The following is a 20,129-nucleotide window of genomic DNA, read 5'->3' as shown; positions in this document are numbered from 1 at the left end:
CTCCTCGCACGGGTCAGCCCGCGGCCCGGGTGGCCAGCGTGCCCATTTCCCTGTTGAGCTCACGGATCGAGCCGGTGAGCGTGTCGATGGACTGGTGCTTCTTCGCGGCGCTCTCCAGCTTCTTGGCCGCGGAGGCCATCTGGCGCATGGCGCGAGGGGTGGCGAGGCCCCGTACCTTGCCGCGGTAGAGGTCGACCGCGGTGCTGAGGTGCCCCATGGCCTCCTTGACGTCGTTGATCTGACTGACGGAGGGGAGATTCGGCTGCGCGGCGTCGGCGGCCTGTTCGGGCTGCATTCCCCAGGCGCCGCTCTCGTCCCGGCCGAGGTGAGCGCGCACGCGCTGCGCCTCCGGGCGTACGGAGCCGAAGAGCCCGAGCTGGCGTGTCCGCCCGGTGACCGTGTGCTGGAATTCCTTGAGCTTGGCCAGGAGACCCACGACGAGCGTGACGGCGGCGGTGATCGCGGTGGCGACGAGCATGGTCTGCGCGATGAAGTCACCCCCCTTGAAGACGGCGAGGAATTCCTTGACGGGGGAGGTCTCCTTGAGGATGTCCTTCCAGTTCTGTGTCTCGTCCTCCTTTTTCTTCCCTATCTTTTCTACAGCCGTCTTCACCTCCTTTATCTGCGTGTCGAAATGAGCGGTTGTCACGGCAGACTTCGAGCTGGAGTCGAGCTTCTTGTCGAGGTCGACAAGCTGCGCGTACACGTCGTTCGTCGTGTGATTCGCCATCATTTCCCTTTCTTTCGTCGTGGTTCGACCAGGGGTGCGGCTCGTATTCGGCTCTTGCCGCGCCCTGTCCCCTCTGTTAGCCTCTAGCGCCGTGGCGAGGTGATTCTGGGGGAAATGTGGGACTGGTCGGAACATTTTTCGTCTCCGCGGGCCTCATGCTGCTCGCGGGTATTCTTCTGCTGGGTGCGTTGCTGCAATGGCACGGTGCGGAAGAGGGCACGGCCTGGGAGCCGCACCCGGTGCGCGTGGCCGTGCTGGCCGGGTGTGGAGTGCTGTCGCTCGGGGCGAGCCTGTGGGTGCTGGCCCTGTGACCCGCGCGAAGTGATCCGCGCGAAGTGATCCGCGCGCAGTGATCCGCGCGAAGTGATCCGCGCGAAGTGATCCGCGCGAAAGCGCGGTGAAGGGTTGGTCCGGAACGCCGTCGGCCGCCGCCGGTCGAGCCGGCGGCGGCCGTTGGTCGTGGCCCGAGGGGGGGCGGACCCGCTACCCCGCGTGGTCGGCGCCGCCCCGCCGCGCCTGCGCCAGCGCGTCCGTCCAGCCCGCCGCGTACGCCCGCGACTCCCGGTTCAGCAGTTCCTCGTACAGCCGGTCCAGCAGTGCCTCGCTGTCGGGAGCGGGGGAGCGCAGGAGGTGGGCGAGGTGGGTGTATGCGTCGATCGGCTGCTGCGGGGAGTGGGTCGTGCCAGTCGCCATGTCGGCCTGCTTTCCGGTCTGTCCGCTGGGCTGGTGGTACAGGTGGCGCTCCCGAGGGCGTTCGAAGCGTCTGTTCGAACTAGTGTACGAGAAGAGCGTGGTGGCGGTGAGTGCCTGACGCGAACTCTCTGTCGCGATCTTGACCGTCCCACGGTCCGGACCTGCACGGACGGCGGCGCCGGGGCGGGAACCACCGGGTTCGAGGCGCATGATCCCGGCGCTCTCCCGCCGGGGAATCGCGCAGGAACGACCGAAAGTCAACGGTCGTCCTGCCCGGCGGACCGCCCGATCCGCCGGACTCAGGCGAAGAACCGGGCCAGTTGGACGGCGGACGGCGCCCCGTCGTCGGCGGCGGCGGCCGGGCCGTCCGCCGGCGCGGGGGCCGCGGGGGTCCCGTCGGCGGGCTCCTCCTCCTCGTACTCCGGTCGCGGCACCGGGGCCGGCGGATCCGGCTGCTCGCCCTCCTCGGAGTTGACGCTCGCGAACATCCAGTTCGAGGCCGCCAGGTGATCGACGGCGGCGGCCAGCAGGTGGTCGCCCACCGACCACTCGGCGGCCTCGCCGTGCAGGTCGCGGTTGAGGGCGCAGTCGCGCGGAAGGTGCTTGATCAGCAGGGTGAGCCGGCGCGCGGACAGCGCCTCACGGTGCCAGTCGAGCAGGTCGATGCCGTAGTAGCGGAGCAGGTCCGCTTCGAGGGCCTCGGCGTGTTCATCGACGAACCCGACGAGGCTCAGCCTTCCCCCAGGCCGAGCCCGGTCTCCTTGCCGTAGGCCTCCAGGATGGCGGCGATGTCCTGCATCGTGACCTCGTGCTGTTCGAAGCGGGTGAACTGCTTCTCGCCCAGCAGCAGTCGCAGCAGCCCGTCCACGTCGTTGTCGTCGAGCTTGCGCAGCGCCTTGGCGGTGGCGCGGTTCAGCTCGGTGGGCAGGGTGTAGTTCTCGCTGTCGAGCTCGAACGACCAGCTGCGGCCGAGGGCTTCGAGGCGCTGGGCGCGCGCGGCGTTGACGTCGAAACGGGTCATGGCGAGGAGTGCTCCTTGGGTCGGATGGGCCGGGAAGGCGGGTGGTCCGTCAGGGTGGTGCGTCACGGTGGTCCGTCAGAGTGGTCCGTCACGGTGGTACGGGGTCCGGGGCGGGGCGGCGGGCGCCGATGCCCGCCGCCCCGCCCCGGCCGGTCAGGCCGCCGAGGCGGCGTACGAGCCGTCCTTCATGACGAAGCTCGCCAGCGCCGAGCCGTCGGCGTTGGCCATCGCCGTGAAGGTGATGCCGAGCTGGGCCGGCGCCTTGCGGGCCAGCTTGATGTCGTCCGCGGCCGTGACCTGGCCGCGCGGAACGCCGAAGCGGTAGGTGACGGCGCTGCCGTCGCTGGCCTTGTCGGTGAACTCCAGGCCGAGGGCGCGCACATCGGCGTACGGCCGGTCCGCGACGTCGTACTGGTAGACGCCGCTCGAACCGGAGACGGCCGAGACGCTGCCGCCGCCCATGAAGAGGGGCAGCGTGTCCTCGTTGAACTGCATCAGCGAGAACTTCAGCGTCAGGTCGCGGTCCGAGTACACGAAGTGCACCGGGCTGACGGCCTGCCACACGTCGACCGGCTCCAGCTTGTCCTTCTTGCTGAAGGTGACGCCGTCACCGGAGGTGAAGCCGAGATCGGTCCAGCCGGTCCAGTCGAGGGCGGAGTCCGCGGTGAACGCCGTCGGCACCGGGGTGTCGGCCTTGGCGACGTAGAGACGGCCTACGCCCGCGATGCGGATCTCGGAGGAGTTGGTTCCTGCCATGGTGGTTGTTCTCCTTGGTGAGGTGGGTGCTGGTGGTGGGGTGGCTGCCGTACTCGGAGCGGTCCGGGTACGACGAAGGCCCCGCCGGGTCGGCGGGGCCTTCGGTCCGGGGGCGCGGCGGAGCCCCGGGGAGGGGCCGCCGCGCAGGTCGGTGTCCGTCAGTGGACGTCGACGTACACCTTGATGAGGGTCACGTAGCGATTGGCCGCGGAGTAGAGGTAGTCGGGCAGCCAGCGCGGCCCGTCCTGCTCCTCGGCCTCCGTGACGAAGTTCGTGCCGAACCGCTTGCCGGCCATGGCCAGGACGGCCTGGCGGGCGTCGTTGGCGAGGAGGTGCGCGGTGTGCTTGGTCGGTCCGTACACCTCCAGCTCGATCAGCGGCTGGTCGACATGGCGCTCGCCGACCCAGGCGCCACCGCGCCGGTTGACGAACACGGCGGCGGCCGTGCCGTCGAAACCTGTCGGGGCCTGGACGGCGACGATCGCGCCGGAGAGCCTGGAGTCGTCCTTCAGCACGTCGACGACCATCGCCTCGACGTCGGGGAAGGTGCTCGGGGGAGTGGGTGTGGTCATGCCGGGTCACCTCGGGGCAGCTTCGGGAAGGCGGCACAGCTCCGCCGCTGCACCAACTGTGACATGAGTGCGTGCGCGCACGCAACTAAAACGGAAAGCGAATGCGCCGGGCCGGTACGAGGTGGTGCGGGCGGCGCGGGGAGGAGGGGGAGCAGGGGGGACGGGGAGGAGGGGGCGGGTCGTGCGCGGGTGGGGGAGGGGGGTGGTGTCAGGCGTGCGCTGGTCCCGATGCGGGTGCCGGTGCCGGTGTCGGTGCCGGTCCCGCTCCAGATCCCGCGGTCTCGCCCGGCAGGAACTGCTCGACCACGCGTACGAACATCTCCCGCCGGTCCGCGGGCACCCCCAGCAGATCGGCGACCTCCTCCAGGGTGGGCCGGCGGCCCGGCGCCGCGCCGGGCTCGGGTGTCGCCAGGTGCTCGCGCGGGTCGGCCAGTTCCTCGGCGGTGAGCCGCCCGGAACGGATGAGCATCTCGCGGACCGGCACCCCCAGTACGCGGGCGAGTCTGCGCGTGGTCTCCAGGTCCGGCATGCTCTGGCGCTGGAGCAGGCGGGTCACGGCGGCGCGGTGGACGCCCGCCTCGTCCGCGATGCGCGACTTGCCTCCACCGCGCGGGCTGTCGATGTCGTAGCCGCGCTCGCGCATCAGGTCCTCGACCCAGGCGGCGAACGCGTCCAGTTCCTGGCTGGTCATCACAGGGCTCGCTTCCGTTGGAGACGGCCAGTCTAGCTTGCTTGCGCGCGCGGAATTACGTGCTTGCGTGCAAGCACTTATGAGCACGTGGCAGCCGCATATTCGTTGCGAGCGCGCACGCAATCTGCCACCCTGGCGGTCGCCCGCTCCACCAGGGGCCACTCGTCATCGCCCGCGTCTCGCCGTTCACGTCGCGCGGCCGCGTCACCTTGCATGCTTCGCACCAGTGGAGGCTCCATGTCCGTCACCGGCTCGTGTCCGGCACCGCCCCGATCACACGCCTGGCAGTCCGCCGCCGCCTGCGCGGGGCTCCCGCCGGCGGTCGTCTTCTCCAAGAAGGCCAAGGAGGCCGTGCCCGCGCTGCGCGCCTGTGCCGGCTGTCCGGTGCGCCGCCGCTGCGAGGAGGCGGTGGCCCCGGCCGACAACTGGTTCGACGGGGTCTGCGGGGGTCGGCTCTGGCGCAGCGGACGCCCGGTCGACCTGCCCGCCCGCTTCGTCGACCTCCACCTGCGGGGAGGCTCCGTTGCGTGACCGACACCCTTCCTCCGACCGTCCGGCCCCCGGCCGTCCGGCTTCCGGCCGTCCGGCTTTCGGCCGTGCGGCACCCGGCGTCCCGGCTCCCGACCGTCCGGCTCCCGGCGTACCGGCTCCCGGCGTCCCGGCTCCCGGCCGTCCGGCTCCCGACCGTCCGGCCCCCGGCGTACCGGCTCCCGGCGTACCGGCTCCCGGCGTCCCGGCTCCCGGCCGTCCGGCTCCCGACCGTCCGGCCCCCGGCGTACCGGCTCCCGGCGTACCGGCTCCCGGCGTCCCGGCTCCCGGCGTACCGGCCCCCGGCGTCCCGGCCCCCGGCGTACCGGCCCCCGCCACCTCGACCGCCGCCACCCCACCCCCCACCGGCGACGACGCCGCGCTCTGGATCGGCACGCTGCTCCAGCAGTTTCCCGAGCTGGCCGTCGAACTCGTCCCCGGCCGCACCACCCCGGCCCCCCGCGCCGCCGCCCCGCCCCCGCCGGACCTCGCGGAGCGGATCCGTGCGGAGCATGCCGAGGCCCTGCTGCTCCAGCAGCGCCACGGCCTCACCGCGCCCGGGCCCGGCGCCGCCCCGCTGCGGCTGCACATCTCCGACACCATCCGGGACATCACCGACGGCGTGATCGAACTGGAGGAGGCGGTGCGTGAACGGCTCCGGCTGCCCCGCGCCCGCCGCGCCGACGTGCCCGCACGGCTGCGCCGCATCACCGCGCTCCTCGACGACATCGCCGCCGACCCGGTGCTCGCCGGACACGTGCGGGACGAGAGCCGCCGCATGGCCCGGCGCTGCGCCCGCGCCCTGGGCGACACCGAGACCGTCGTGCGCGTCGCCGGACGCTGCCCGTGGTGCGACTCCGTCTCGCTGCGCGCCTTCCCCGAGCGGGCCGCCGTCCTCTGCGTGAACCCGGCCTGCCGCTGCTCCGCGCCCGACTGCGGCTGCCACGACGACCCGGCCTACCGGCACGCGTGGGCCCAGGGATGACCGACCCCGCCGCGCGCCCCGCCGCCCCGCCCGCCCGTAGGGGAACACCCGTAGGAGAGAGGACCGTATGACCGATCGCAGGACGACCCCGCCGAGCTCCGTCCCCGCACCGCCCACGCTCATCCCCGGCCCCCTCGCCGCGCAGGAGGCCGGCGTCGCCCCGGCGACCATCCGCAAATGGGTCCAGACGGGACGCCTGAAGGCGGCGGGCAGGGCGGGCCGGGCCGCGCTCTTCCGCCTGGAGGACGTCTTCGCCGCCGAGCGCGCGGGGGCCCGGCGCCCCACACCCCCGGCGCGTTAGCCCGCACCCCGTGCGTCACAGGACGGTCACCCCGGGACACATCGGGGTGGCCGCCCCGCCATGGGGTGACGCATCATGGAGAGCACAACAGGTCCGGGGGAAGTGGTCTCGTGTCGAATCCGCAATGGCAGCCGGCGCCCTGGCCGCCGCAGCAGAACCAGCAGCCGTCCATGCTGGCCGCCCACGCCGACCGCGAGCGCGCGGTCGACGTGCTGCGGGCCGGGTTCGCCGAGGGCCGGCTCGCGCAGCCGGAGTACGAGAGGCGGATCGAGCGCGCCTACCAGGCCCGCACCGTGGGCGAGCTGAGCACGCTCGTCGCGGACCTGCCGCAGGGGCCCCTGGCCCAGCAGCAGATGCCCATGGCGGGCGGACCGCCCATGACGCAGGTCCCGCGGACCTTCCTGCCGGCCCCGGCGCCGCCCACGAACGGCAAGGCGATCGGCGCGCTGTCCTGCGGGCTGGGGGCCTTCTTCTGCGGAGGGGTCACCGCCGTCCCGGCCGTCATCCTCGGCCACATGGCGCGCGGTGAGATCCGTCGCACACAGCAGGGGGGCGAGGGAATGGCCGTCGCCGGGCTCGTGCTCGGCTGGCTGTGGATCGCTCTGTGGGCGTTCCTCCTGGCCATCATCATGATCGCCGCCGTCGGCTCCTCCTAGGCTTCCCCCTGGGGCCGACCCCGGCGCGGGCGCCGTCCGATCACGCTCCGGAAGGCCGCGACCACGGGGACGAATACCGCGCGCGGGGGCGAGAAGTCCGGCGTGTCGGAGTGGGCTGCATTTGTTTTGACCGAAGTCCGTGAGGTAGGTACGCTCAGACCTTGTGCCTGGGGTGTGCCTGGGCTCCTGTGCGTGTCATCTGCCGCACGGCGAGTCCGGATCAGTCCGCTCAGTCTGATCACGGCCACCGCAATCTGCCGCCTCCCGCTCCTGAGCGGGGGTCTGCAGTATTCGACACACCCGACCGCGTGGGTCGGCAAAGTTCCAGGTTAGCTTTACTACTCGGCACACAGAAACCGGAGAAGTAGTGCCTACGATCCAGCAGCTGGTCCGGAAGGGCCGGCAGGACAAGGTCGAGAAGAACAAGACGCCCGCACTCGAGGGTTCGCCCCAGCGCCGTGGCGTCTGCACGCGTGTGTTCACGACCACCCCGAAGAAGCCGAACTCGGCCCTCCGTAAGGTCGCGCGTGTGCGTCTGACCAGCGGCATCGAGGTCACGGCCTACATTCCGGGTGAGGGACACAACCTGCAGGAGCACTCCATCGTGCTCGTGCGCGGTGGCCGTGTGAAGGACCTGCCCGGTGTTCGTTACAAGATCATCCGCGGTTCCCTCGACACCCAGGGTGTCAAGAACCGCAAGCAGGCCCGCAGCCGCTACGGCGCCAAGAAGGAGAAGTAAGAATGCCTCGTAAGGGCCCCGCCCCGAAGCGCCCGGTCATCATCGACCCGGTCTACGGTTCTCCTCTGGTGACCTCCCTCATCAACAAGGTGCTGCTGAACGGCAAGCGCTCCACCGCCGAGCGCATCGTGTACGGCGCCATGGAGGGCCTGCGTGAGAAGTCGGGCAACGACCCGGTCATCACGCTGAAGCGCGCGCTCGAGAACATCAAGCCGACCCTCGAGGTCAAGTCCCGCCGTGTCGGTGGCGCGACCTACCAGGTCCCGGTCGAGGTCAAGCCCGGCCGCGCCAACACCCTCGCGCTCCGCTGGCTCGTCGGCTACTCCCGCGCCCGTCGCGAGAAGACGATGACCGAGCGTCTGATGAACGAGCTGCTCGACGCCTCCAACGGCCTCGGTGCTGCCGTCAAGAAGCGCGAGGACACGCACAAGATGGCCGAGTCCAACAAGGCCTTCGCGCACTACCGCTGGTAGTCGCTACCCACATCGAGACCGAGAGAAGACTGAAGCCTTATGGCTACCACTTCACTTGACCTTGCCAAGGTCCGCAACATCGGGATCATGGCGCACATCGACGCGGGCAAGACGACGACGACCGAGCGGATCCTGTTCTACACCGGTGTCTCGTACAAGATCGGTGAGGTCCACGACGGCGCTGCCACCATGGACTGGATGGAGCAGGAGCAGGAGCGTGGCATCACGATCACCTCTGCTGCCACCACCTGTCACTGGCCGCTCGAGAACGACGACTACACGATCAACATCATCGACACCCCCGGGCACGTCGACTTCACCGTTGAGGTGGAGCGCTCCCTGCGTGTGCTCGATGGTGCTGTGACGGTGTTCGACGGCGTCGCCGGCGTCGAGCCGCAGTCCGAGACGGTGTGGCGTCAGGCCGACCGTTACGGCGTGCCGCGCATCTGCTTCGTGAACAAGCTGGACCGTACCGGTGCCGAGTTCCACCGCTGCGTCGACATGATCGTCGACCGCCTCGGTGCGACCCCGCTGGTCATGCAGCTCCCGATCGGTGCCGAGGCCGACTTCCAGGGTGTCGTCGACCTCGTCACGATGAAGGCGTTCGTCTGGTCGGCCGAGGCCGCCAAGGGCGAGGCGTACGACATCGTCGACATCCCGGCCACGCACGTCGAGGCTGCCGAGGAGTACCGCGGCAAGCTGCTCGAGGCCGTCGCGGAGAACGACGAAGAGATGATGGAGCTGTTCCTGGAGGGCACCGAGCCCACCATCGAGCAGCTGCACGCCGCCGTGCGTCGCATCACCATCGCCTCCGGCAAGGGCGGCGACACCACCGTCACCCCCGTGTTCTGCGGCACCGCGTTCAAGAACAAGGGCGTTCAGCCCCTGCTCGACGCCGTCGTGCGCTACCTGCCGACCCCGCTCGACGTCGAGGCCATCGAGGGCCACGACGTCAAGGACCCCGAGGTCGTCGTCAAGCGCAAGCCGTCGGACGACGAGCCGCTGGCCGCCCTCGCGTTCAAGATCATGAGCGACCCGCACCTGGGCAAGCTCACCTTCGTCCGGGTCTACTCGGGCCGCCTGGAGTCCGGCACCGCGGTGCTGAACCCCGTCAAGGGCAAGAAGGAGCGCATCGGCAAGATCTACCGCATGCACGCGAACAAGCGTGAGGAGATCGAGTCGGTGGGCGCCGGTGACATCGTCGCCGTCATGGGTCTGAAGCAGACCACCACGGGCGAGACGCTCTGTGACGACAAGCAGCAGGTCATCCTGGAGTCCATGGACTTCCCGGCGCCTGTCATCCAGGTCGCCATCGAGCCGAAGTCCAAGGGTGACCAGGAGAAGCTGGGTGTCGCCATCCAGCGCCTCTCGGAGGAGGACCCCTCCTTCCAGGTGCACTCGGACGAGGAGACCGGCCAGACCATCATCGGTGGTATGGGTGAGCTCCACCTCGAGGTGCTCGTCGACCGCATGAAGCGCGAGTTCCGCGTCGAGGCGAACGTCGGCAAGCCCCAGGTCGCGTACCGCGAGACGATCCGCAAGGCCGTCGAGCGCGTGGACTACACCCACAAGAAGCAGACCGGTGGTACCGGTCAGTTCGCCAAGGTGCAGATCGCGATCGAGCCCATCGAGGGCGGCGAGTCGTCGTACGAGTTCGTGAACAAGGTCACCGGTGGCCGCATCCCGCGGGAGTACATCCCGTCGGTGGACGCCGGTGCGCAGGAGGCCATGCAGTTCGGCATCCTCGCCGGTTACGAGATGACCGGTGTGCGTGTCACGCTGCTCGACGGTGCCTACCACGAGGTCGACTCCTCCGAGCTGGCCTTCAAGATCGCCGGTTCGCAGGCCTTCAAGGAGGCCGCGCGCAAGGCGTCCCCCGTGCTGCTCGAGCCGATGATGGCCGTCGAGGTCACCACGCCCGAGGACTACATGGGCGATGTCATCGGTGACATCAACTCCCGCCGTGGCCAGATCCAGGCCATGGAGGAGCGCAGCGGCGCTCGCGTCGTGAAGGGCCTCGTGCCCCTCTCGGAGATGTTCGGCTACGTCGGAGACCTCCGCAGCAAGACGTCGGGTCGCGCGAGCTACTCGATGCAGTTCGACTCCTACGCCGAGGTTCCGCGGAACGTCGCCGAGGAGATCATCGCGAAGGCCAAGGGCGAGTAACTCACTCGAGTTCACGCTTTAGGCTTGACTCCGGAGCCCGACCGGGCATTCAGGGACGACCGTCGCTGAATGCCCCCGGGCCCTGGCTTTCCAGCAAAGATCACCTGGCGCCGATGAAGCAAGGCGTACAGAACCACTCCACAGGAGGACCCAGTGGCGAAGGCGAAGTTCGAGCGGACTAAGCCGCACGTCAACATCGGCACCATCGGTCACATCGACCACGGTAAGACGACCCTCACGGCCGCCATTACCAAGGTGCTGCACGACGCGTACCCGGACCTGAACGAGGCCTCGGCCTTCGACCAGATCGACAAGGCTCCTGAGGAGCGCCAGCGCGGTATCACGATCTCGATCGCGCACGTCGAGTACCAGACGGAGACGCGTCACTACGCGCACGTCGACTGCCCCGGTCACGCGGACTACATCAAGAACATGATCACGGGTGCCGCGCAGATGGACGGCGCCATCCTCGTGGTCGCCGCCACCGACGGCCCGATGCCGCAGACCAAGGAGCACGTGCTCCTGGCCCGCCAGGTCGGCGTTCCGTACATCGTCGTCGCCCTGAACAAGGCCGACATGGTGGACGACGAGGAGATCCTGGAGCTCGTCGAGCTCGAGGTCCGTGAGCTCCTCTCCGAGTACGAGTTCCCGGGCGACGACGTTCCGGTCGTCAAGGTCTCGGCTCTGAAGGCCCTTGAGGGCGACAAGGAGTGGGGCAACTCGATCCTCGACCTGATGAAGGCCGTCGACGAGTCCATCCCGCAGCCCGAGCGTGACGTCGACAAGCCGTTCCTCATGCCCATCGAGGACGTCTTCACGATCACCGGTCGCGGTACGGTCGTCACCGGCCGTATCGAGCGTGGTGTCCTGAAGGTCAACGAGACCGTCGACATCATCGGCATCAAGACCGAGAAGACCACCACCACGGTCACCGGCATCGAGATGTTCCGCAAGCTGCTCGACGAGGGCCAGGCCGGTGAGAACGTCGGTCTGCTCCTCCGTGGCATCAAGCGCGAGGACGTCGAGCGCGGCCAGGTCATCATCAAGCCGGGTTCGGTCACGCCGCACACCGAGTTCGAGGCGCAGGCGTACATCCTGTCGAAGGACGAGGGTGGCCGTCACACCCCCTTCTTCAACAACTACCGCCCGCAGTTCTACTTCCGTACGACGGACGTGACCGGCGTCGTGACCCTCCCCGAGGGCACCGAGATGGTCATGCCGGGTGACAACACCGAGATGAAGGTGGAGCTCATCCAGCCCGTCGCCATGGAGGAGGGCCTCAAGTTCGCCATCCGTGAGGGTGGCCGGACCGTCGGCGCCGGCCAGGTCACCAAGATCAACAAGTAAGCACCGCTTACCTGTTGGGCTTGACGCCTGGTAGCTCCAGCGAGCTCTGAAAGGGCCCGTACGACTTCGGTCGTACGGGCCCTTTCCGCATGTCGCGCCGGGTGCCGCGGCCCGGTCAGGGGGCGATCGCCCAGCGCGCCGCGGCCACGGCGGCGAGGACGGCACCCGGCGCGACCCAGGTCCAGTCGACGAGCCGGCGCAGCGGCCGCGGCAGCCACAGGCCGAGCAGGGCGACGCCGAACCCGATCGTGAGGAAGCAGGACAGCGCGACGCCCCGGTGGGCGGTCTCGTCCCAGGGGCCCGCCGGCCGGATGGTCACGGCCCACCAGCAGAAGTAGCAGGACAGCAGCGTCAGGATGACGACCGGCACGGCGAGGATCAGCCGCAGCCGGCCGCGGTCGGCCCCGGGCAGGTCGTGGTCGCGTGGCATCGGGCCAGTGTGCGGGCCCGGCCCCCGGTCCGTCAGGCCTTTGCCCGGGACGGCCGCCACAACCACGGGCGGGCGTCCGGCGAGAGCCCCGCGGCGGTCGGCCCGCGCCGGTCCGCCACCAGCGCCGGGCCGTCCAGGGTGACGGGGTCGGTGGCCGGGCGCAGCACGCGGCCGCGCTCCAGGAGCTGCACCCGGCCGTCGGTGCCGAGCCCGAGCAGGTACGGGCCCGCGGCCGCCACCGGACCGTAGCCGGGGAAGTCGACCGGCGGGCCGCCCGGGCTCAGCAGCCGCGGGGAGGCGGGCGGCCGGTAGGAGAGGCGGCCGTCCGCGAAGGCCACCGCGTCGGCCGGCACGGGCAGCCCGGCGAGCGGGGCGGGCCCGTCCGGCGTCCAGTGGTGGACCGTGTCCCGGCCGGGCGCGTAGACGTGCACCCCGCCGTCGGCGACGACCGCCGTGAGACCGTCCTGGACGGGGCCGCCGCCCAGGTCCCGCCACGGCGACCAGCTGCCCGCCGTGTCCCGTACGCGCGTGCTGATGCCCTGCGCCGCGTTGCGCACGAAGAGGTGGACCCGGCCGTCGGGCGCGGTGACCGCCACCGGGACGCCCGTGCGGCGGCCCCGGTCGGCGTCGGTGCCCTCGGGGTTGCCGAGGCTCGTCCAGGAGCCGTACCGGCCGGGCCCGCGCTGCTCCAGGGCCACGATCTCGCGGACGTCGCGCGCGCCCCGGCCCCCCATCGCGGCGAGCCGCAGGCCGAGGATCAGATGGCGGCCGTCGGGGAGCGCGGCGCCGCCGAGGACCGGGGCGAGCGGGCCGCCGCCGAGGTCGACGGGCCGGCCGAACCCGCTGCCCCCGTCGGCCTCCGTGTACCGCACCGCCCGCAGCCCGAGGACGCCGTACGCCGTCAGCGTCCCGTCGGCGCCGGGGAACAGGGCCAGGCGCGGGCCGGGGTAGCGGTGGTGGGTGGCGCGGACCCAGCCCTTGCGGTTGGTCAGCGGGCGGTCGCCGCCCACGTTGTAGTCGCCGCAGCCCGACGGGTCGCCGCAGCTCCAGTCCGGGCCCGCGCCGTAGGGGACCAGGTGGGCGGCCTTGGGGCGGAGCACCTGCGGCGGGAGGTTCTTGGGCCAGTGGTGGTTGTAGTAGCCGCGGAACGCGGTGACGGCGACCGCCGGCGGGCCGGACGCCGCGCCCTGCGTCCAGCGGATCAGCGCGGCCCAGGTGAAGCAGGCGACGGCGGTGTGGTCGGCGTGGTCGGAGTAGCCGGGCTGCTCGCTGTCGCGGATCTGGGTGGCGCGGTCGCTCACCTGGAGGTCCGGATCCGGGTCGAGGGTGTGCACCAGGGTCGGCCGGTACCGCTCGAACAGCTCGACGAGCACACCGGTCAGCGCGTCGTGGCTGTAGCTCTGGACCGTGCGCAGCGGGGAGCCGTCCGGGACGAGCGTGCGCAGCAGCAGGCCCGGCTCGCGCCACAGCGCGGGGACGCCCATGTGGCCGGCCGGGGTGTGCATCGCCAGGTCCAGATGGATCAACTCGACGCGGCGGCCCCGGTGTTCGAGGGAGTTCAGCTCCACCTGGAGGCCGCCGCGCAGGCGCAGGGCGGTGATGTCCCAGGGGGTGAAGAGGGGCAGGCCGAGCTGGGCCGCGTAGGACTGGCGCAGGCCCTGGTGGCGGGCGGCGGAGTAGGCGGCCTTGTTCGGGGCCGGGCGCCGGTCGCCGGGCGTCTTGTTGCGGCCGTCGGCCTCGCCCGCGGTGACGTAGACACAGACCAGCGGGGTCCCGGTGCCGAAGGCGTGCTGGGCGTCCGGGTTCATGAAGTACAGGTCGTCGTCGGGGTGGGCGAGGACCTGGAGGAGGAGGGCGCGCTCGGCCTGGGCGGCGGGCAGCCCGGAGGCGGGGGAGGGGGCGGTGAGGTGCGGCGGGGGAGCGGGCGCGGTGCGGGAACAGGCGGTGAGCGGGCCGGCGGCGGCGAGGGCGGCGGTCCCGCCGAGGACGAGGGAGCGGCGGGACATTCCTCGCGTAGCGGGCTTTTCGGGCCTCGGTATCGCAGGTCGATTCCGCATGGGGGCGCACTCCGTCCGCTGGGGAGGCAGCGGTCGGTGGTGCGCTCGCCTCTGTTCAGGTGTTCCGGTGGTTCACCTGGAGAGAGGGTCGCCGGGGGATGCAGGTTCCACGCATGTACCCGGTCCGTTAACCCGGAAGGGGCGGGAGAAGGCCGGTGCCCCCGTCCTCGGCGGGCGAGGACGGGGGCACCGGGGGCCGTGGCGGGGCGGTCAGTGGCGGCCCGCCTGCGGCTTGGCGTCGACCAGCAGCGCCGCGCAGACACCGGCCAGCAGCATCGAGCCGACCGCGTACCAGATCGCGTGGGTGTAGCCGTGGACGACGCCCGCGGCGACGACCTGGTCCTTCTTCGAGGGGTCGGTCATGTGCGAGGCGATGTACGTGCCCGTGGCCGACGTCGCGATCGTGTTCAGCAGCGCCGTGCCGAGCGAACCGCCGACCTGCTGCGAGGTGTTGACCATCGCGGACGTCACACCGGCGTCCTGCGGGCGGATGCCGCTGGTGGCCGTGGAGAAGACCGGCATGAACGTCAGGCCCATGCCGAGGCCGAGGATCAGCTCGGCGGGCAGCACGTGGCTGACGTACGAGGAGTCGACGCCGAGCTGGGTCAGGATCAGCAGGCCGCAGGCGGCCAGGAGCATGCCCGGGACCATGAGGGCGCGCGCCGGGACCTTCGGCAGCAGCCGGGCCGAGATCTGCGTCGAGCCGACGATGATCGCGACCGACATCGGCAGGAAGGCCAGACCGGTGCGGACCGCCGAGTAGTGCAGGATGCCCTGGAGGTAGTACGTCAGGAACAGGAACAGGCCGAACATGCCGATCGTGGCCAGACCCATGGTCAGGAAGCAGCCGGCCCGGTTGCGGTCCTTCAGGATGTGCAGCGGCAGCAGCGGCGACTTCGCGCGGGACTGCCAGAAGACGAACGCGACGAGCAGCACCGCGCCGCCGATGAGCAGCGAGACGACCATCGAGTCGCCCCAGCCGCGCGGCTGGGCCTCCGAGAAGCCGTAGACGATCGCGACGAGACCGCCGCAGCCCAGGATCACGCCGGGCACGTCGAGCCTGATGTCCTTGTGGCCCGCGCGGTCGTGCAGCAGGATCACGGCGCCGACGACGGCGACGATCGCGATCGGGATGTTGACGTACAGGCACCAGCGCCAGTTCAGGTACGAGGTGAGGACGCCGCCGAGCAGCAGGCCCACGGCGCCGCCCGCGCCCGCGAGCGCGCCGTAGATGCCGAACGCCTTGCCCCGCTCGCGCGGGTCGGTGAACGTCGTGGTCATCAGCGACAGCGCCGACGGGGCGAGGAGCGCGCCGAAGACGCCCTGCAACGCACGGGCGCCGAACAGCATGCCGGGGTTCTGCGCGGCGCCGCCGAGCGCTGAGGCCAGCGCGAAGCCGATCAGGCCGATGATGAAGGTGCGCTTGCGGCCGACGAGGTCGGCGACGCGGCCGCCGAGCAGCAGCAGGCCGCCGAAGGCCAGGGTGTAGGCCGTGATGACCCACTGGCGGTTCGCGTCGGAGATGCCGAGGGCCGTCTGGGCGGACGGCAGCGCGATGTTCACGATGGTCGCGTCGAGGACCACCATCAGCTGGGCCAGGGCGATGACGACCAGGCCCCACCAGCGGCGGGGATCGGGGGCATCGGCCGCCGGGGCGCCGGAGGAGACCGGTGCCGCTCCGGCTGCGGGCGCGGATATGGAGTCGCTCATGGGCGAGGTGTCGCTTCCTTTGGATCACGGGGGGAGAGGGGCGCCTGAGACGGCGGGGCGCTGTGCTGCATACCGAGGACTGTGGTCGTCCGGCGAGCGGGCCTGATCGTCAGTAGTGCTGACTATCAGGGTAAGGATACGCTACGAACCATGACGGACGACCTGGCGCACACGACACTCCTGACCCGGCGCCTGGGGTACCTCGTCAAGCACGCGCACCTCCAGCTCGCCGGCCGGCTCACCGAGGCGCTGGGCCCCTACGGCGTCCACCCGCGCGAACTGGGCATCCTCTCGGTGCTCGCCGCCGACACCGAGGAGCGCTCGCAGCACGAGCTGGCGCGGCTGGTCGGCCTCGACCGCACGACGATGGTCGCGGCCGTGGACGAGCTGGAGGACAAGGGTCTGGTCGAGCGGCACCGCAGCGTCCACGACCGCCGGCGCAACGTCGTGGTGCTCACCCCCGAGGGCGTCAGCTGCCAGCGCGAGGCGGACCGGGCGCGCGTCGAGGCGGAGCGGGCCTATCTGGCGCCGCTCGACGAGGAGTCGGCGCGGGCGCTGACCGAGTCGCTGCGCACGCTGTACCTGGCGCACGCGGGGAGCTAGCCGACGGGTTTGACCTTCGTCACTCTCGGGGTAGTCTCTACGGCTCGATTGGCCCCGGGCGTGCCCCGTATGGCAGACTAGCGGGGTTGCTCGGTTGAGTGCCGATGCTGCGCGCCTCCCGCCGGGGGGACCGGAAGCGAGTCCCACAGTACTCGTCGCCCCATCTGTCGCTTGCGGCAGCGCTGGAGCGGACGTACGGGAATCTTCCGGGAATGCTCAGCGCGGAGCTCCACCAGGCACCTGGTGGGTTTCTTCCCCCAGCCTCGCGGTCCTGGGCCGCGGTTCCTGTAGCAGGGAGATCCGTACGGACATCCCTGTCAGCGACACCGCGACACGCCCGACCGCGTGGGTCGGAGGAAGTGTGAAACAGGGCCCCCAGGAGCCAGAGCGTTATGAGAGACAGGACTACTAAGTAGCCATGGCGGGACAGAAGATCCGCATCCGGCTCAAGGCCTACGACCACGAGGTCATCGACTCTTCGGCCAAGAAGATCGTCGAGACGGTGACGCGCACTGGTGCGTCGGTCGCAGGCCCGGTGCCGCTGCCTACCGAGAAGAACGTGTACTGCGTCATCAAGTCGCCGCACAAGTACAAGGACTCGCGCGAGCACTTCGAGATGCGCACGCACAAGCGCCTGATCGACATCCTCGACCCGACGCCCAAGACCGTTGACTCCCTGATGCGACTCGACCTCCCGGCCGGTGTCGACATCGAGATCAAGCTCTGAGGGCCGGTGATCTGAGAGATGGCTAAGCAGATCAAGGGCATCCTGGGCGAGAAGCTCGGCATGACGCAGGTGTGGGACGAGAACAACCGTGTTGTTCCGGTCACCGTCGTCAAGGCCGGCCCGAACGTCGTGACCCAGGTCCGTACGAACGACATCGACGGCTACGAGTCGGTCCAGATCGCCTTCGGCGAGATCGACCCGCGCAAGGTGAACAAGCCCCTCAAGGGCCACTTCGCCAAGGCCGACGTCACCCCCCGTCGTCACCTCGTCGAGATCCGTACCTCGGACGCTTCCGAGTACACCCTCGGCCAGGAGATCACCGCTGAGACCTTCGAGTCCGGCGTGAAGGTCGACGTCACCGGCAAGAGCAAGGGCAAGGGCTTCGCCGGTGTCATGAAGCGCCACAACTTCGCCGGTGGCAAGGCATCGCACGGTGCCCACCGCGTGCACCGCAAGCCGGGCTCGATCGGTGGCTGCGCCACCCCCGGCCGTGTGTTCAAGGGCCTCCGCATGGCGGGCCGTATGGGCAACGAGCGGGTCACCACCCAGAACCTGACCGTCCACGCCGTTGACGCGGAGAAGGGTCTGCTGCTCATCAAGGGCGCGGTTCCCGGTCCGAACGGCGGCCTCGTCCTGGTCCGCACTGCGGCCAAGGGGGCCTGAGGTAACCGATGAGCACTGTTGACATCCTTTCGCCGGCAGGCGACAAGACCGGGACGGTCGAACTCCCCGCGGAGATCTTCGCCGTCGAGAAGATCAGCGTTCCGCTGCTTCACCAGGTCGTCGTCGCGCAGCTGGCCGCTGCCCGCCAGGGCACGCACAAGACCAAGACCCGTGGCGAAGTCCGTGGTGGTGGCAAGAAGCCTTACCGCCAGAAGGGCACCGGCCGCGCCCGTCAGGGCTCGACCCGCGCGCCGCAGTTCGCCGGTGGTGGCGTCGTGCACGGTCCCGTGCCGCGTGACTACTCGCAGCGGACCCCGAAGAAGATGAAGGCTGCCGCGCTGCGTCACGCCCTCACCGACCGGGCCCGCAACGCTCGCATCCACGTCGTCTCCGGCGTGGTCGAGGGCGAGGTCTCCACCAAGGCCGCGAAGACGCTGTTCGGCAAGATCTCGGAGCGCAAGAACCTGCTCCTGGTCGTCGACCGCGCCGACGAGGCCGCGTGGCTCTCCGCCCGCAACCTGCCCCAGGTCCACATCCTGGAGCCGGGCCAGCTGAACACGTACGACGTTCTCGTCTCGGACGACGTGGTCTTCACCAAGGCCGCTTTCGAGTCCTTCGTGTCTGGCCCCAAGGCCGCTGACACCGAAGGGAGCGAGGCCTGATGGCTACGCGTCACCCGAGCATCGCCTCGAAGGCCGCCAAGGCCGCGAAGGCCGCGCGCGTCGCCAAGGCGAAGCGCATCGCCACCGAGGGCAAGATCGCTGTCGAGCCCACGCCGCTGAGCAAGTCCTTCTCGGACCCGCGCGACGTTCTCGTCAAGCCGGTCGTCTCCGAGAAGTCGTACGCGCTCCTCGACGAGGGCAAGTACACGTTCGTCGTGGCCCCCGGCGCCAACAAGACCCAGATCAAGCAGGCCGTCGAGGCGGTCTTCTCGGTCAAGGTCACCGGCGTCAACACGATCAACCGTCAGGGCAAGCGCAAGCGCACGCGCACCGGGTTCGGCAAGCGTGCCGACACCAAGCGCGCGATCGTGACCCTTGCTGAGGGCGACCGTATCGACATCTTCGGCCAGGCCTCCTAACGGAGCGCCCGGTCCGAATATCGGACGAGGACTGAGAAATGGGAATCCGCAAGTACAAGCCGACGACGCCGGGCCGCCGTGGCTCCTCCGTCGCCGACTTCGTCGAGGTCACGCGGTCCACGCCGGAGAAGTCGCTGGTCCGCCCCCTGCACAGCAAGGGCGGTCGTAACAACTCCGGTCGCGTGACCGTTCGCCACCAGGGTGGCGGACACAAGCGCGCCTACCGCGTGATCGACTTCCGTCGTCACGACAAGGACGGCGTGCCGGCCAAGGTCGCTCACATCGAGTACGACCCCAACCGCACCGCCCGCATCGCCCTCCTGCACTACGCGGACGGCGAGAAGCGCTACATCCTGGCCCCGCGCGGTCTCGCGCAGGGTGCCGTGGTGGAGAACGGCCCGGCGGCCGACATCAAGCCCGGTAACAACCTGGCCCTCCGCAACATCCCGGTCGGTACCACGATCCACGCGATCGAGCTCCGTCCCGGTGGTGGCGCCAAGTTCGCCCGCTCCGCGGGTGCCTCCGTGCAGCTGCTGGCCAAGGAGGGCGTCATGGCGCACCTCCGTATGCCGTCCGGTGAGATCCGCCTGGTCGACGTGCGCTGCCGCGCCACCGTCGGCGAGGTCGGCAACGCCGAGCAGAGCAACATCAACTGGGGCAAGGCCGGCCGCATGCGCTGGAAGGGCGTCCGCCCGACCGTGCGTGGTGTCGTCATGAACCCGGTCGACCACCCGCACGGTGGTGGTGAAGGCAAGACCTCCGGTGGTCGTCACCCGGTCTCGCCGTGGGGCAAGAAGGAGGGTCGTACTCGTGATCGCAACAAGGCGAGCAACAAGTACATCGTCCGCCGCCGCAAGTCGAACAAGAAGCGCTAGGAGCGGGTTTAGATGCCGCGCAGTCTCAAGAAGGGACCCTTCGTCGACGGTCACCTCGTAAAGAAGGTGGACGTACAGAACGAAGCCGGTACCAAGAACGTCATCAAGACCTGGTCCCGTCGCTCGATGATCATCCCCAGCATGCTGGGCCACACGATCGCGGTGCACAACGGCAAGACCCACATCCCGGTGTTCGTCACCGAGTCGATGGTCGGCCACAAGCTCGGCGAGTTCTCGCCGACGCGCACCTTCCGGGGTCACGTCAAGGACGACCGGAAGTCGAAGCGCCGCTAAGGCGGGGTGGAATCGACTATGACTAACACCG

General features: G+C 70.1%; 26 protein-coding genes. 16 read left to right on the top strand and 10 right to left on the bottom strand.

Annotation, left to right across the window (positions count from 1 at the left end; all coding sequences use genetic code 11):
• Nucleotides 1-13: 13 nt before the first annotated feature.
• Nucleotides 14-730, bottom strand: coding sequence for a hypothetical protein (locus ACIP5K_RS03415; protein WP_401404436.1), 717 nt, complete (start codon nucleotides 728-730; stop codon nucleotides 14-16).
• Nucleotides 731-846: 116 nt separating this feature from the next.
• Between ACIP5K_RS03415 and ACIP5K_RS03410 the strand changes: the two genes are divergently transcribed.
• A complete protein-coding gene (locus tag ACIP5K_RS03410; protein WP_401404434.1) occupies nucleotides 847-1,041 on the top strand; it encodes a hypothetical protein in 195 nt (64 codons plus the stop codon).
• Between the two features lie 172 nt (nucleotides 1,042-1,213).
• On the opposite strand, the gene ACIP5K_RS03405 is transcribed toward ACIP5K_RS03410, so the two are convergent.
• The 6 genes from ACIP5K_RS03405 to ACIP5K_RS03380 all read right to left on the bottom strand — a co-directional run bounded on the left by ACIP5K_RS03405 (nucleotide 1,214) and on the right by ACIP5K_RS03380 (nucleotide 4,463).
• The gene (locus ACIP5K_RS03405) at nucleotides 1,214-1,423 is read right to left on the bottom strand and encodes a hypothetical protein (protein WP_401404432.1); all 210 of its coding nucleotides are present in this window, start codon (nucleotides 1,421-1,423) and stop codon (nucleotides 1,214-1,216) included.
• A gap of 299 nt (nucleotides 1,424-1,722) precedes the next feature.
• On the bottom strand, nucleotides 1,723-1,965 hold the full coding sequence (locus ACIP5K_RS03400; protein ID WP_401404431.1) for a hypothetical protein: 243 nt from the start codon (nucleotides 1,963-1,965) through the stop codon (nucleotides 1,723-1,725).
• 188 nt (nucleotides 1,966-2,153) lie between these two features.
• The gene (locus ACIP5K_RS03395) at nucleotides 2,154-2,444 is read right to left on the bottom strand and encodes a hypothetical protein (RefSeq protein ID WP_401404429.1); all 291 of its coding nucleotides are present in this window, start codon (nucleotides 2,442-2,444) and stop codon (nucleotides 2,154-2,156) included.
• Nucleotides 2,445-2,597: 153 nt separating this feature from the next.
• Nucleotides 2,598-3,200 (bottom strand): phage tail protein, encoded by a 603-nt coding sequence (locus ACIP5K_RS03390; RefSeq protein ID WP_401404427.1) that lies wholly within the window; start codon nucleotides 3,198-3,200, stop codon nucleotides 2,598-2,600.
• A 158-nt stretch (nucleotides 3,201-3,358) separates the two neighbouring features.
• Nucleotides 3,359-3,772: a hypothetical protein gene (locus ACIP5K_RS03385; RefSeq protein ID WP_401404425.1), complete on the bottom strand. Its 414-nt coding sequence runs from the start codon at nucleotides 3,770-3,772 to the stop codon at nucleotides 3,359-3,361.
• Nucleotides 3,773-3,980: 208 nt separating this feature from the next.
• On the bottom strand, nucleotides 3,981-4,463 hold the full coding sequence (locus ACIP5K_RS03380) for a helix-turn-helix domain-containing protein (protein ID WP_401404424.1): 483 nt from the start codon (nucleotides 4,461-4,463) through the stop codon (nucleotides 3,981-3,983).
• A gap of 237 nt (nucleotides 4,464-4,700) precedes the next feature.
• Here ACIP5K_RS03380 and ACIP5K_RS03375 point away from each other — a divergent pair, with 237 nt between their 5' ends.
• The 8 genes from ACIP5K_RS03375 (at nucleotide 4,701) to tuf (ending at nucleotide 11,658) form a co-directional block, all read left to right on the top strand.
• Complete coding sequence (locus tag ACIP5K_RS03375; RefSeq protein ID WP_401404422.1) at nucleotides 4,701-4,994, top strand: WhiB family transcriptional regulator; 294 nt, start codon at nucleotides 4,701-4,703, stop codon at nucleotides 4,992-4,994.
• Entirely contained in the window at nucleotides 4,987-5,976 is a 990-nt protein-coding gene (locus ACIP5K_RS03370; protein ID WP_401404420.1) for a hypothetical protein, read from the top strand. Before ACIP5K_RS03375 ends, ACIP5K_RS03370 begins: the two co-directional genes overlap by 8 nt.
• A 67-nt stretch (nucleotides 5,977-6,043) precedes the next feature.
• Complete coding sequence (locus tag ACIP5K_RS03365) at nucleotides 6,044-6,277, top strand: hypothetical protein (RefSeq protein WP_401404419.1); 234 nt, start codon at nucleotides 6,044-6,046, stop codon at nucleotides 6,275-6,277.
• Between the two features lie 110 nt (nucleotides 6,278-6,387).
• A complete protein-coding gene (locus ACIP5K_RS03360; RefSeq protein WP_401404417.1) occupies nucleotides 6,388-6,933 on the top strand; it encodes a DUF1707 and DUF4190 domain-containing protein in 546 nt (181 codons plus the stop codon).
• A 367-nt stretch (nucleotides 6,934-7,300) separates the two neighbouring features.
• Nucleotides 7,301-7,672 carry a 30S ribosomal protein S12 gene (gene rpsL, locus ACIP5K_RS03355; protein WP_003948652.1) on the top strand — a complete coding sequence of 124 codons (372 nt, stop codon included), beginning with the start codon at nucleotides 7,301-7,303 and terminating at the stop codon, nucleotides 7,670-7,672.
• Nucleotides 7,673-7,674: 2 nt separating this feature from the next.
• The gene (rpsG, locus tag ACIP5K_RS03350) at nucleotides 7,675-8,145 is read left to right on the top strand and encodes a 30S ribosomal protein S7 (RefSeq protein ID WP_111663838.1); all 471 of its coding nucleotides are present in this window, start codon (nucleotides 7,675-7,677) and stop codon (nucleotides 8,143-8,145) included.
• Nucleotides 8,146-8,184: 39 nt separating this feature from the next.
• Nucleotides 8,185-10,311, top strand: a complete 2,127-nt coding sequence (gene fusA, locus ACIP5K_RS03345; protein WP_401404415.1) for an elongation factor G — start codon at nucleotides 8,185-8,187, stop codon at nucleotides 10,309-10,311.
• Nucleotides 10,312-10,464: 153 nt separating this feature from the next.
• Nucleotides 10,465-11,658 (top strand): elongation factor Tu, encoded by a 1,194-nt coding sequence (tuf, locus tag ACIP5K_RS03340; RefSeq protein ID WP_401404413.1) that lies wholly within the window; start codon nucleotides 10,465-10,467, stop codon nucleotides 11,656-11,658.
• A 115-nt stretch (nucleotides 11,659-11,773) separates the two neighbouring features.
• Here tuf and ACIP5K_RS03335 read toward each other — a convergent pair whose 3' ends face one another.
• From ACIP5K_RS03335 to ACIP5K_RS03325, 3 genes are all read right to left on the bottom strand, one after another.
• Complete coding sequence (locus tag ACIP5K_RS03335; protein ID WP_401404411.1) at nucleotides 11,774-12,088, bottom strand: hypothetical protein; 315 nt, start codon at nucleotides 12,086-12,088, stop codon at nucleotides 11,774-11,776.
• Nucleotides 12,089-12,120: 32 nt separating this feature from the next.
• Nucleotides 12,121-14,094 (bottom strand): PIG-L family deacetylase, encoded by a 1,974-nt coding sequence (locus ACIP5K_RS03330; protein ID WP_401404409.1) that lies wholly within the window; start codon nucleotides 14,092-14,094, stop codon nucleotides 12,121-12,123.
• A gap of 261 nt (nucleotides 14,095-14,355) precedes the next feature.
• Nucleotides 14,356-15,855: an MFS transporter gene (locus ACIP5K_RS03325; protein ID WP_401404407.1), complete on the bottom strand. Its 1,500-nt coding sequence runs from the start codon at nucleotides 15,853-15,855 to the stop codon at nucleotides 14,356-14,358.
• Nucleotides 15,856-16,005: 150 nt separating this feature from the next.
• Here ACIP5K_RS03325 and ACIP5K_RS03320 point away from each other — a divergent pair, with 150 nt between their 5' ends.
• The 7 genes from ACIP5K_RS03320 to rpsS all read left to right on the top strand — a co-directional run bounded on the left by ACIP5K_RS03320 (nucleotide 16,006) and on the right by rpsS (nucleotide 20,098).
• A complete protein-coding gene (locus ACIP5K_RS03320; RefSeq protein WP_401404405.1) occupies nucleotides 16,006-16,458 on the top strand; it encodes a MarR family winged helix-turn-helix transcriptional regulator in 453 nt (150 codons plus the stop codon).
• A gap of 418 nt (nucleotides 16,459-16,876) precedes the next feature.
• Nucleotides 16,877-17,185 carry a 30S ribosomal protein S10 gene (gene rpsJ, locus ACIP5K_RS03315; protein ID WP_003948644.1) on the top strand — a complete coding sequence of 103 codons (309 nt, stop codon included), beginning with the start codon at nucleotides 16,877-16,879 and terminating at the stop codon, nucleotides 17,183-17,185.
• A gap of 18 nt (nucleotides 17,186-17,203) precedes the next feature.
• On the top strand, nucleotides 17,204-17,848 hold the full coding sequence (gene rplC, locus ACIP5K_RS03310; protein ID WP_401404403.1) for a 50S ribosomal protein L3: 645 nt from the start codon (nucleotides 17,204-17,206) through the stop codon (nucleotides 17,846-17,848).
• Between the two features lie 8 nt (nucleotides 17,849-17,856).
• The gene (gene rplD / locus ACIP5K_RS03305; RefSeq protein WP_401404402.1) at nucleotides 17,857-18,510 is read left to right on the top strand and encodes a 50S ribosomal protein L4; all 654 of its coding nucleotides are present in this window, start codon (nucleotides 17,857-17,859) and stop codon (nucleotides 18,508-18,510) included.
• Nucleotides 18,510-18,929, top strand: a complete 420-nt coding sequence (gene rplW / locus ACIP5K_RS03300) for a 50S ribosomal protein L23 (protein ID WP_266713072.1) — start codon at nucleotides 18,510-18,512, stop codon at nucleotides 18,927-18,929. Before rplD ends, rplW begins: the two co-directional genes overlap by 1 nt.
• A gap of 38 nt (nucleotides 18,930-18,967) precedes the next feature.
• Nucleotides 18,968-19,804, top strand: coding sequence for a 50S ribosomal protein L2 (gene rplB / locus ACIP5K_RS03295; RefSeq protein WP_401404399.1), 837 nt, complete (start codon nucleotides 18,968-18,970; stop codon nucleotides 19,802-19,804).
• 12 nt (nucleotides 19,805-19,816) lie between these two features.
• Nucleotides 19,817-20,098: a 30S ribosomal protein S19 gene (rpsS, locus tag ACIP5K_RS03290; protein ID WP_111663848.1), complete on the top strand. Its 282-nt coding sequence runs from the start codon at nucleotides 19,817-19,819 to the stop codon at nucleotides 20,096-20,098.
• Nucleotides 20,099-20,129: the final 31 nt, after the last annotated feature.

Source organism: Streptomyces sp. NPDC088785 (genome assembly GCF_044750685.1).
In the GTDB taxonomy this organism is placed as follows: Bacteria; Actinomycetota; Actinomycetes; order Streptomycetales; family Streptomycetaceae; genus Streptomyces.
Note: the sequence above shows the minus strand (reverse complement) of the source record. Positions and strands in the feature narration are given on the sequence as shown.

Coding starts and splice junctions, on each gene's coding strand:
- ACIP5K_RS03325 (WP_401404407.1), bottom strand. CDS start 15,855: ATGAGCGACTCCATATCCGCGCCCGCAGCCGGAGCGGCACCGGTCTCC.
- rplB (WP_401404399.1), top strand. CDS start 18,968: ATGGGAATCCGCAAGTACAAGCCGACGACGCCGGGCCGCCGTGGCTCC.
- rplD (WP_401404402.1), top strand. CDS start 17,857: ATGAGCACTGTTGACATCCTTTCGCCGGCAGGCGACAAGACCGGGACG.
- ACIP5K_RS03395 (WP_401404429.1), bottom strand. CDS start 2,444: ATGACCCGTTTCGACGTCAACGCCGCGCGCGCCCAGCGCCTCGAAGCC.
- rpsG (WP_111663838.1), top strand. CDS start 7,675: ATGCCTCGTAAGGGCCCCGCCCCGAAGCGCCCGGTCATCATCGACCCG.
- ACIP5K_RS03380 (WP_401404424.1), bottom strand. CDS start 4,463: ATGACCAGCCAGGAACTGGACGCGTTCGCCGCCTGGGTCGAGGACCTG.
- ACIP5K_RS03330 (WP_401404409.1), bottom strand. CDS start 14,094: ATGTCCCGCCGCTCCCTCGTCCTCGGCGGGACCGCCGCCCTCGCCGCC.
- ACIP5K_RS03375 (WP_401404422.1), top strand. CDS start 4,701: ATGTCCGTCACCGGCTCGTGTCCGGCACCGCCCCGATCACACGCCTGG.
- fusA (WP_401404415.1), top strand. CDS start 8,185: ATGGCTACCACTTCACTTGACCTTGCCAAGGTCCGCAACATCGGGATC.
- rplW (WP_266713072.1), top strand. CDS start 18,510: ATGGCTACGCGTCACCCGAGCATCGCCTCGAAGGCCGCCAAGGCCGCG.
- ACIP5K_RS03405 (WP_401404432.1), bottom strand. CDS start 1,423: ATGGCGACTGGCACGACCCACTCCCCGCAGCAGCCGATCGACGCATAC.
- rplC (WP_401404403.1), top strand. CDS start 17,204: ATGGCTAAGCAGATCAAGGGCATCCTGGGCGAGAAGCTCGGCATGACG.
- ACIP5K_RS03385 (WP_401404425.1), bottom strand. CDS start 3,772: ATGACCACACCCACTCCCCCGAGCACCTTCCCCGACGTCGAGGCGATG.
- rpsJ (WP_003948644.1), top strand. CDS start 16,877: ATGGCGGGACAGAAGATCCGCATCCGGCTCAAGGCCTACGACCACGAG.
- ACIP5K_RS03365 (WP_401404419.1), top strand. CDS start 6,044: ATGACCGATCGCAGGACGACCCCGCCGAGCTCCGTCCCCGCACCGCCC.
- rpsS (WP_111663848.1), top strand. CDS start 19,817: ATGCCGCGCAGTCTCAAGAAGGGACCCTTCGTCGACGGTCACCTCGTA.
- ACIP5K_RS03335 (WP_401404411.1), bottom strand. CDS start 12,088: ATGCCACGCGACCACGACCTGCCCGGGGCCGACCGCGGCCGGCTGCGG.
- ACIP5K_RS03320 (WP_401404405.1), top strand. CDS start 16,006: ATGACGGACGACCTGGCGCACACGACACTCCTGACCCGGCGCCTGGGG.
- ACIP5K_RS03390 (WP_401404427.1), bottom strand. CDS start 3,200: ATGGCAGGAACCAACTCCTCCGAGATCCGCATCGCGGGCGTAGGCCGT.
- ACIP5K_RS03415 (WP_401404436.1), bottom strand. CDS start 730: ATGGCGAATCACACGACGAACGACGTGTACGCGCAGCTTGTCGACCTC.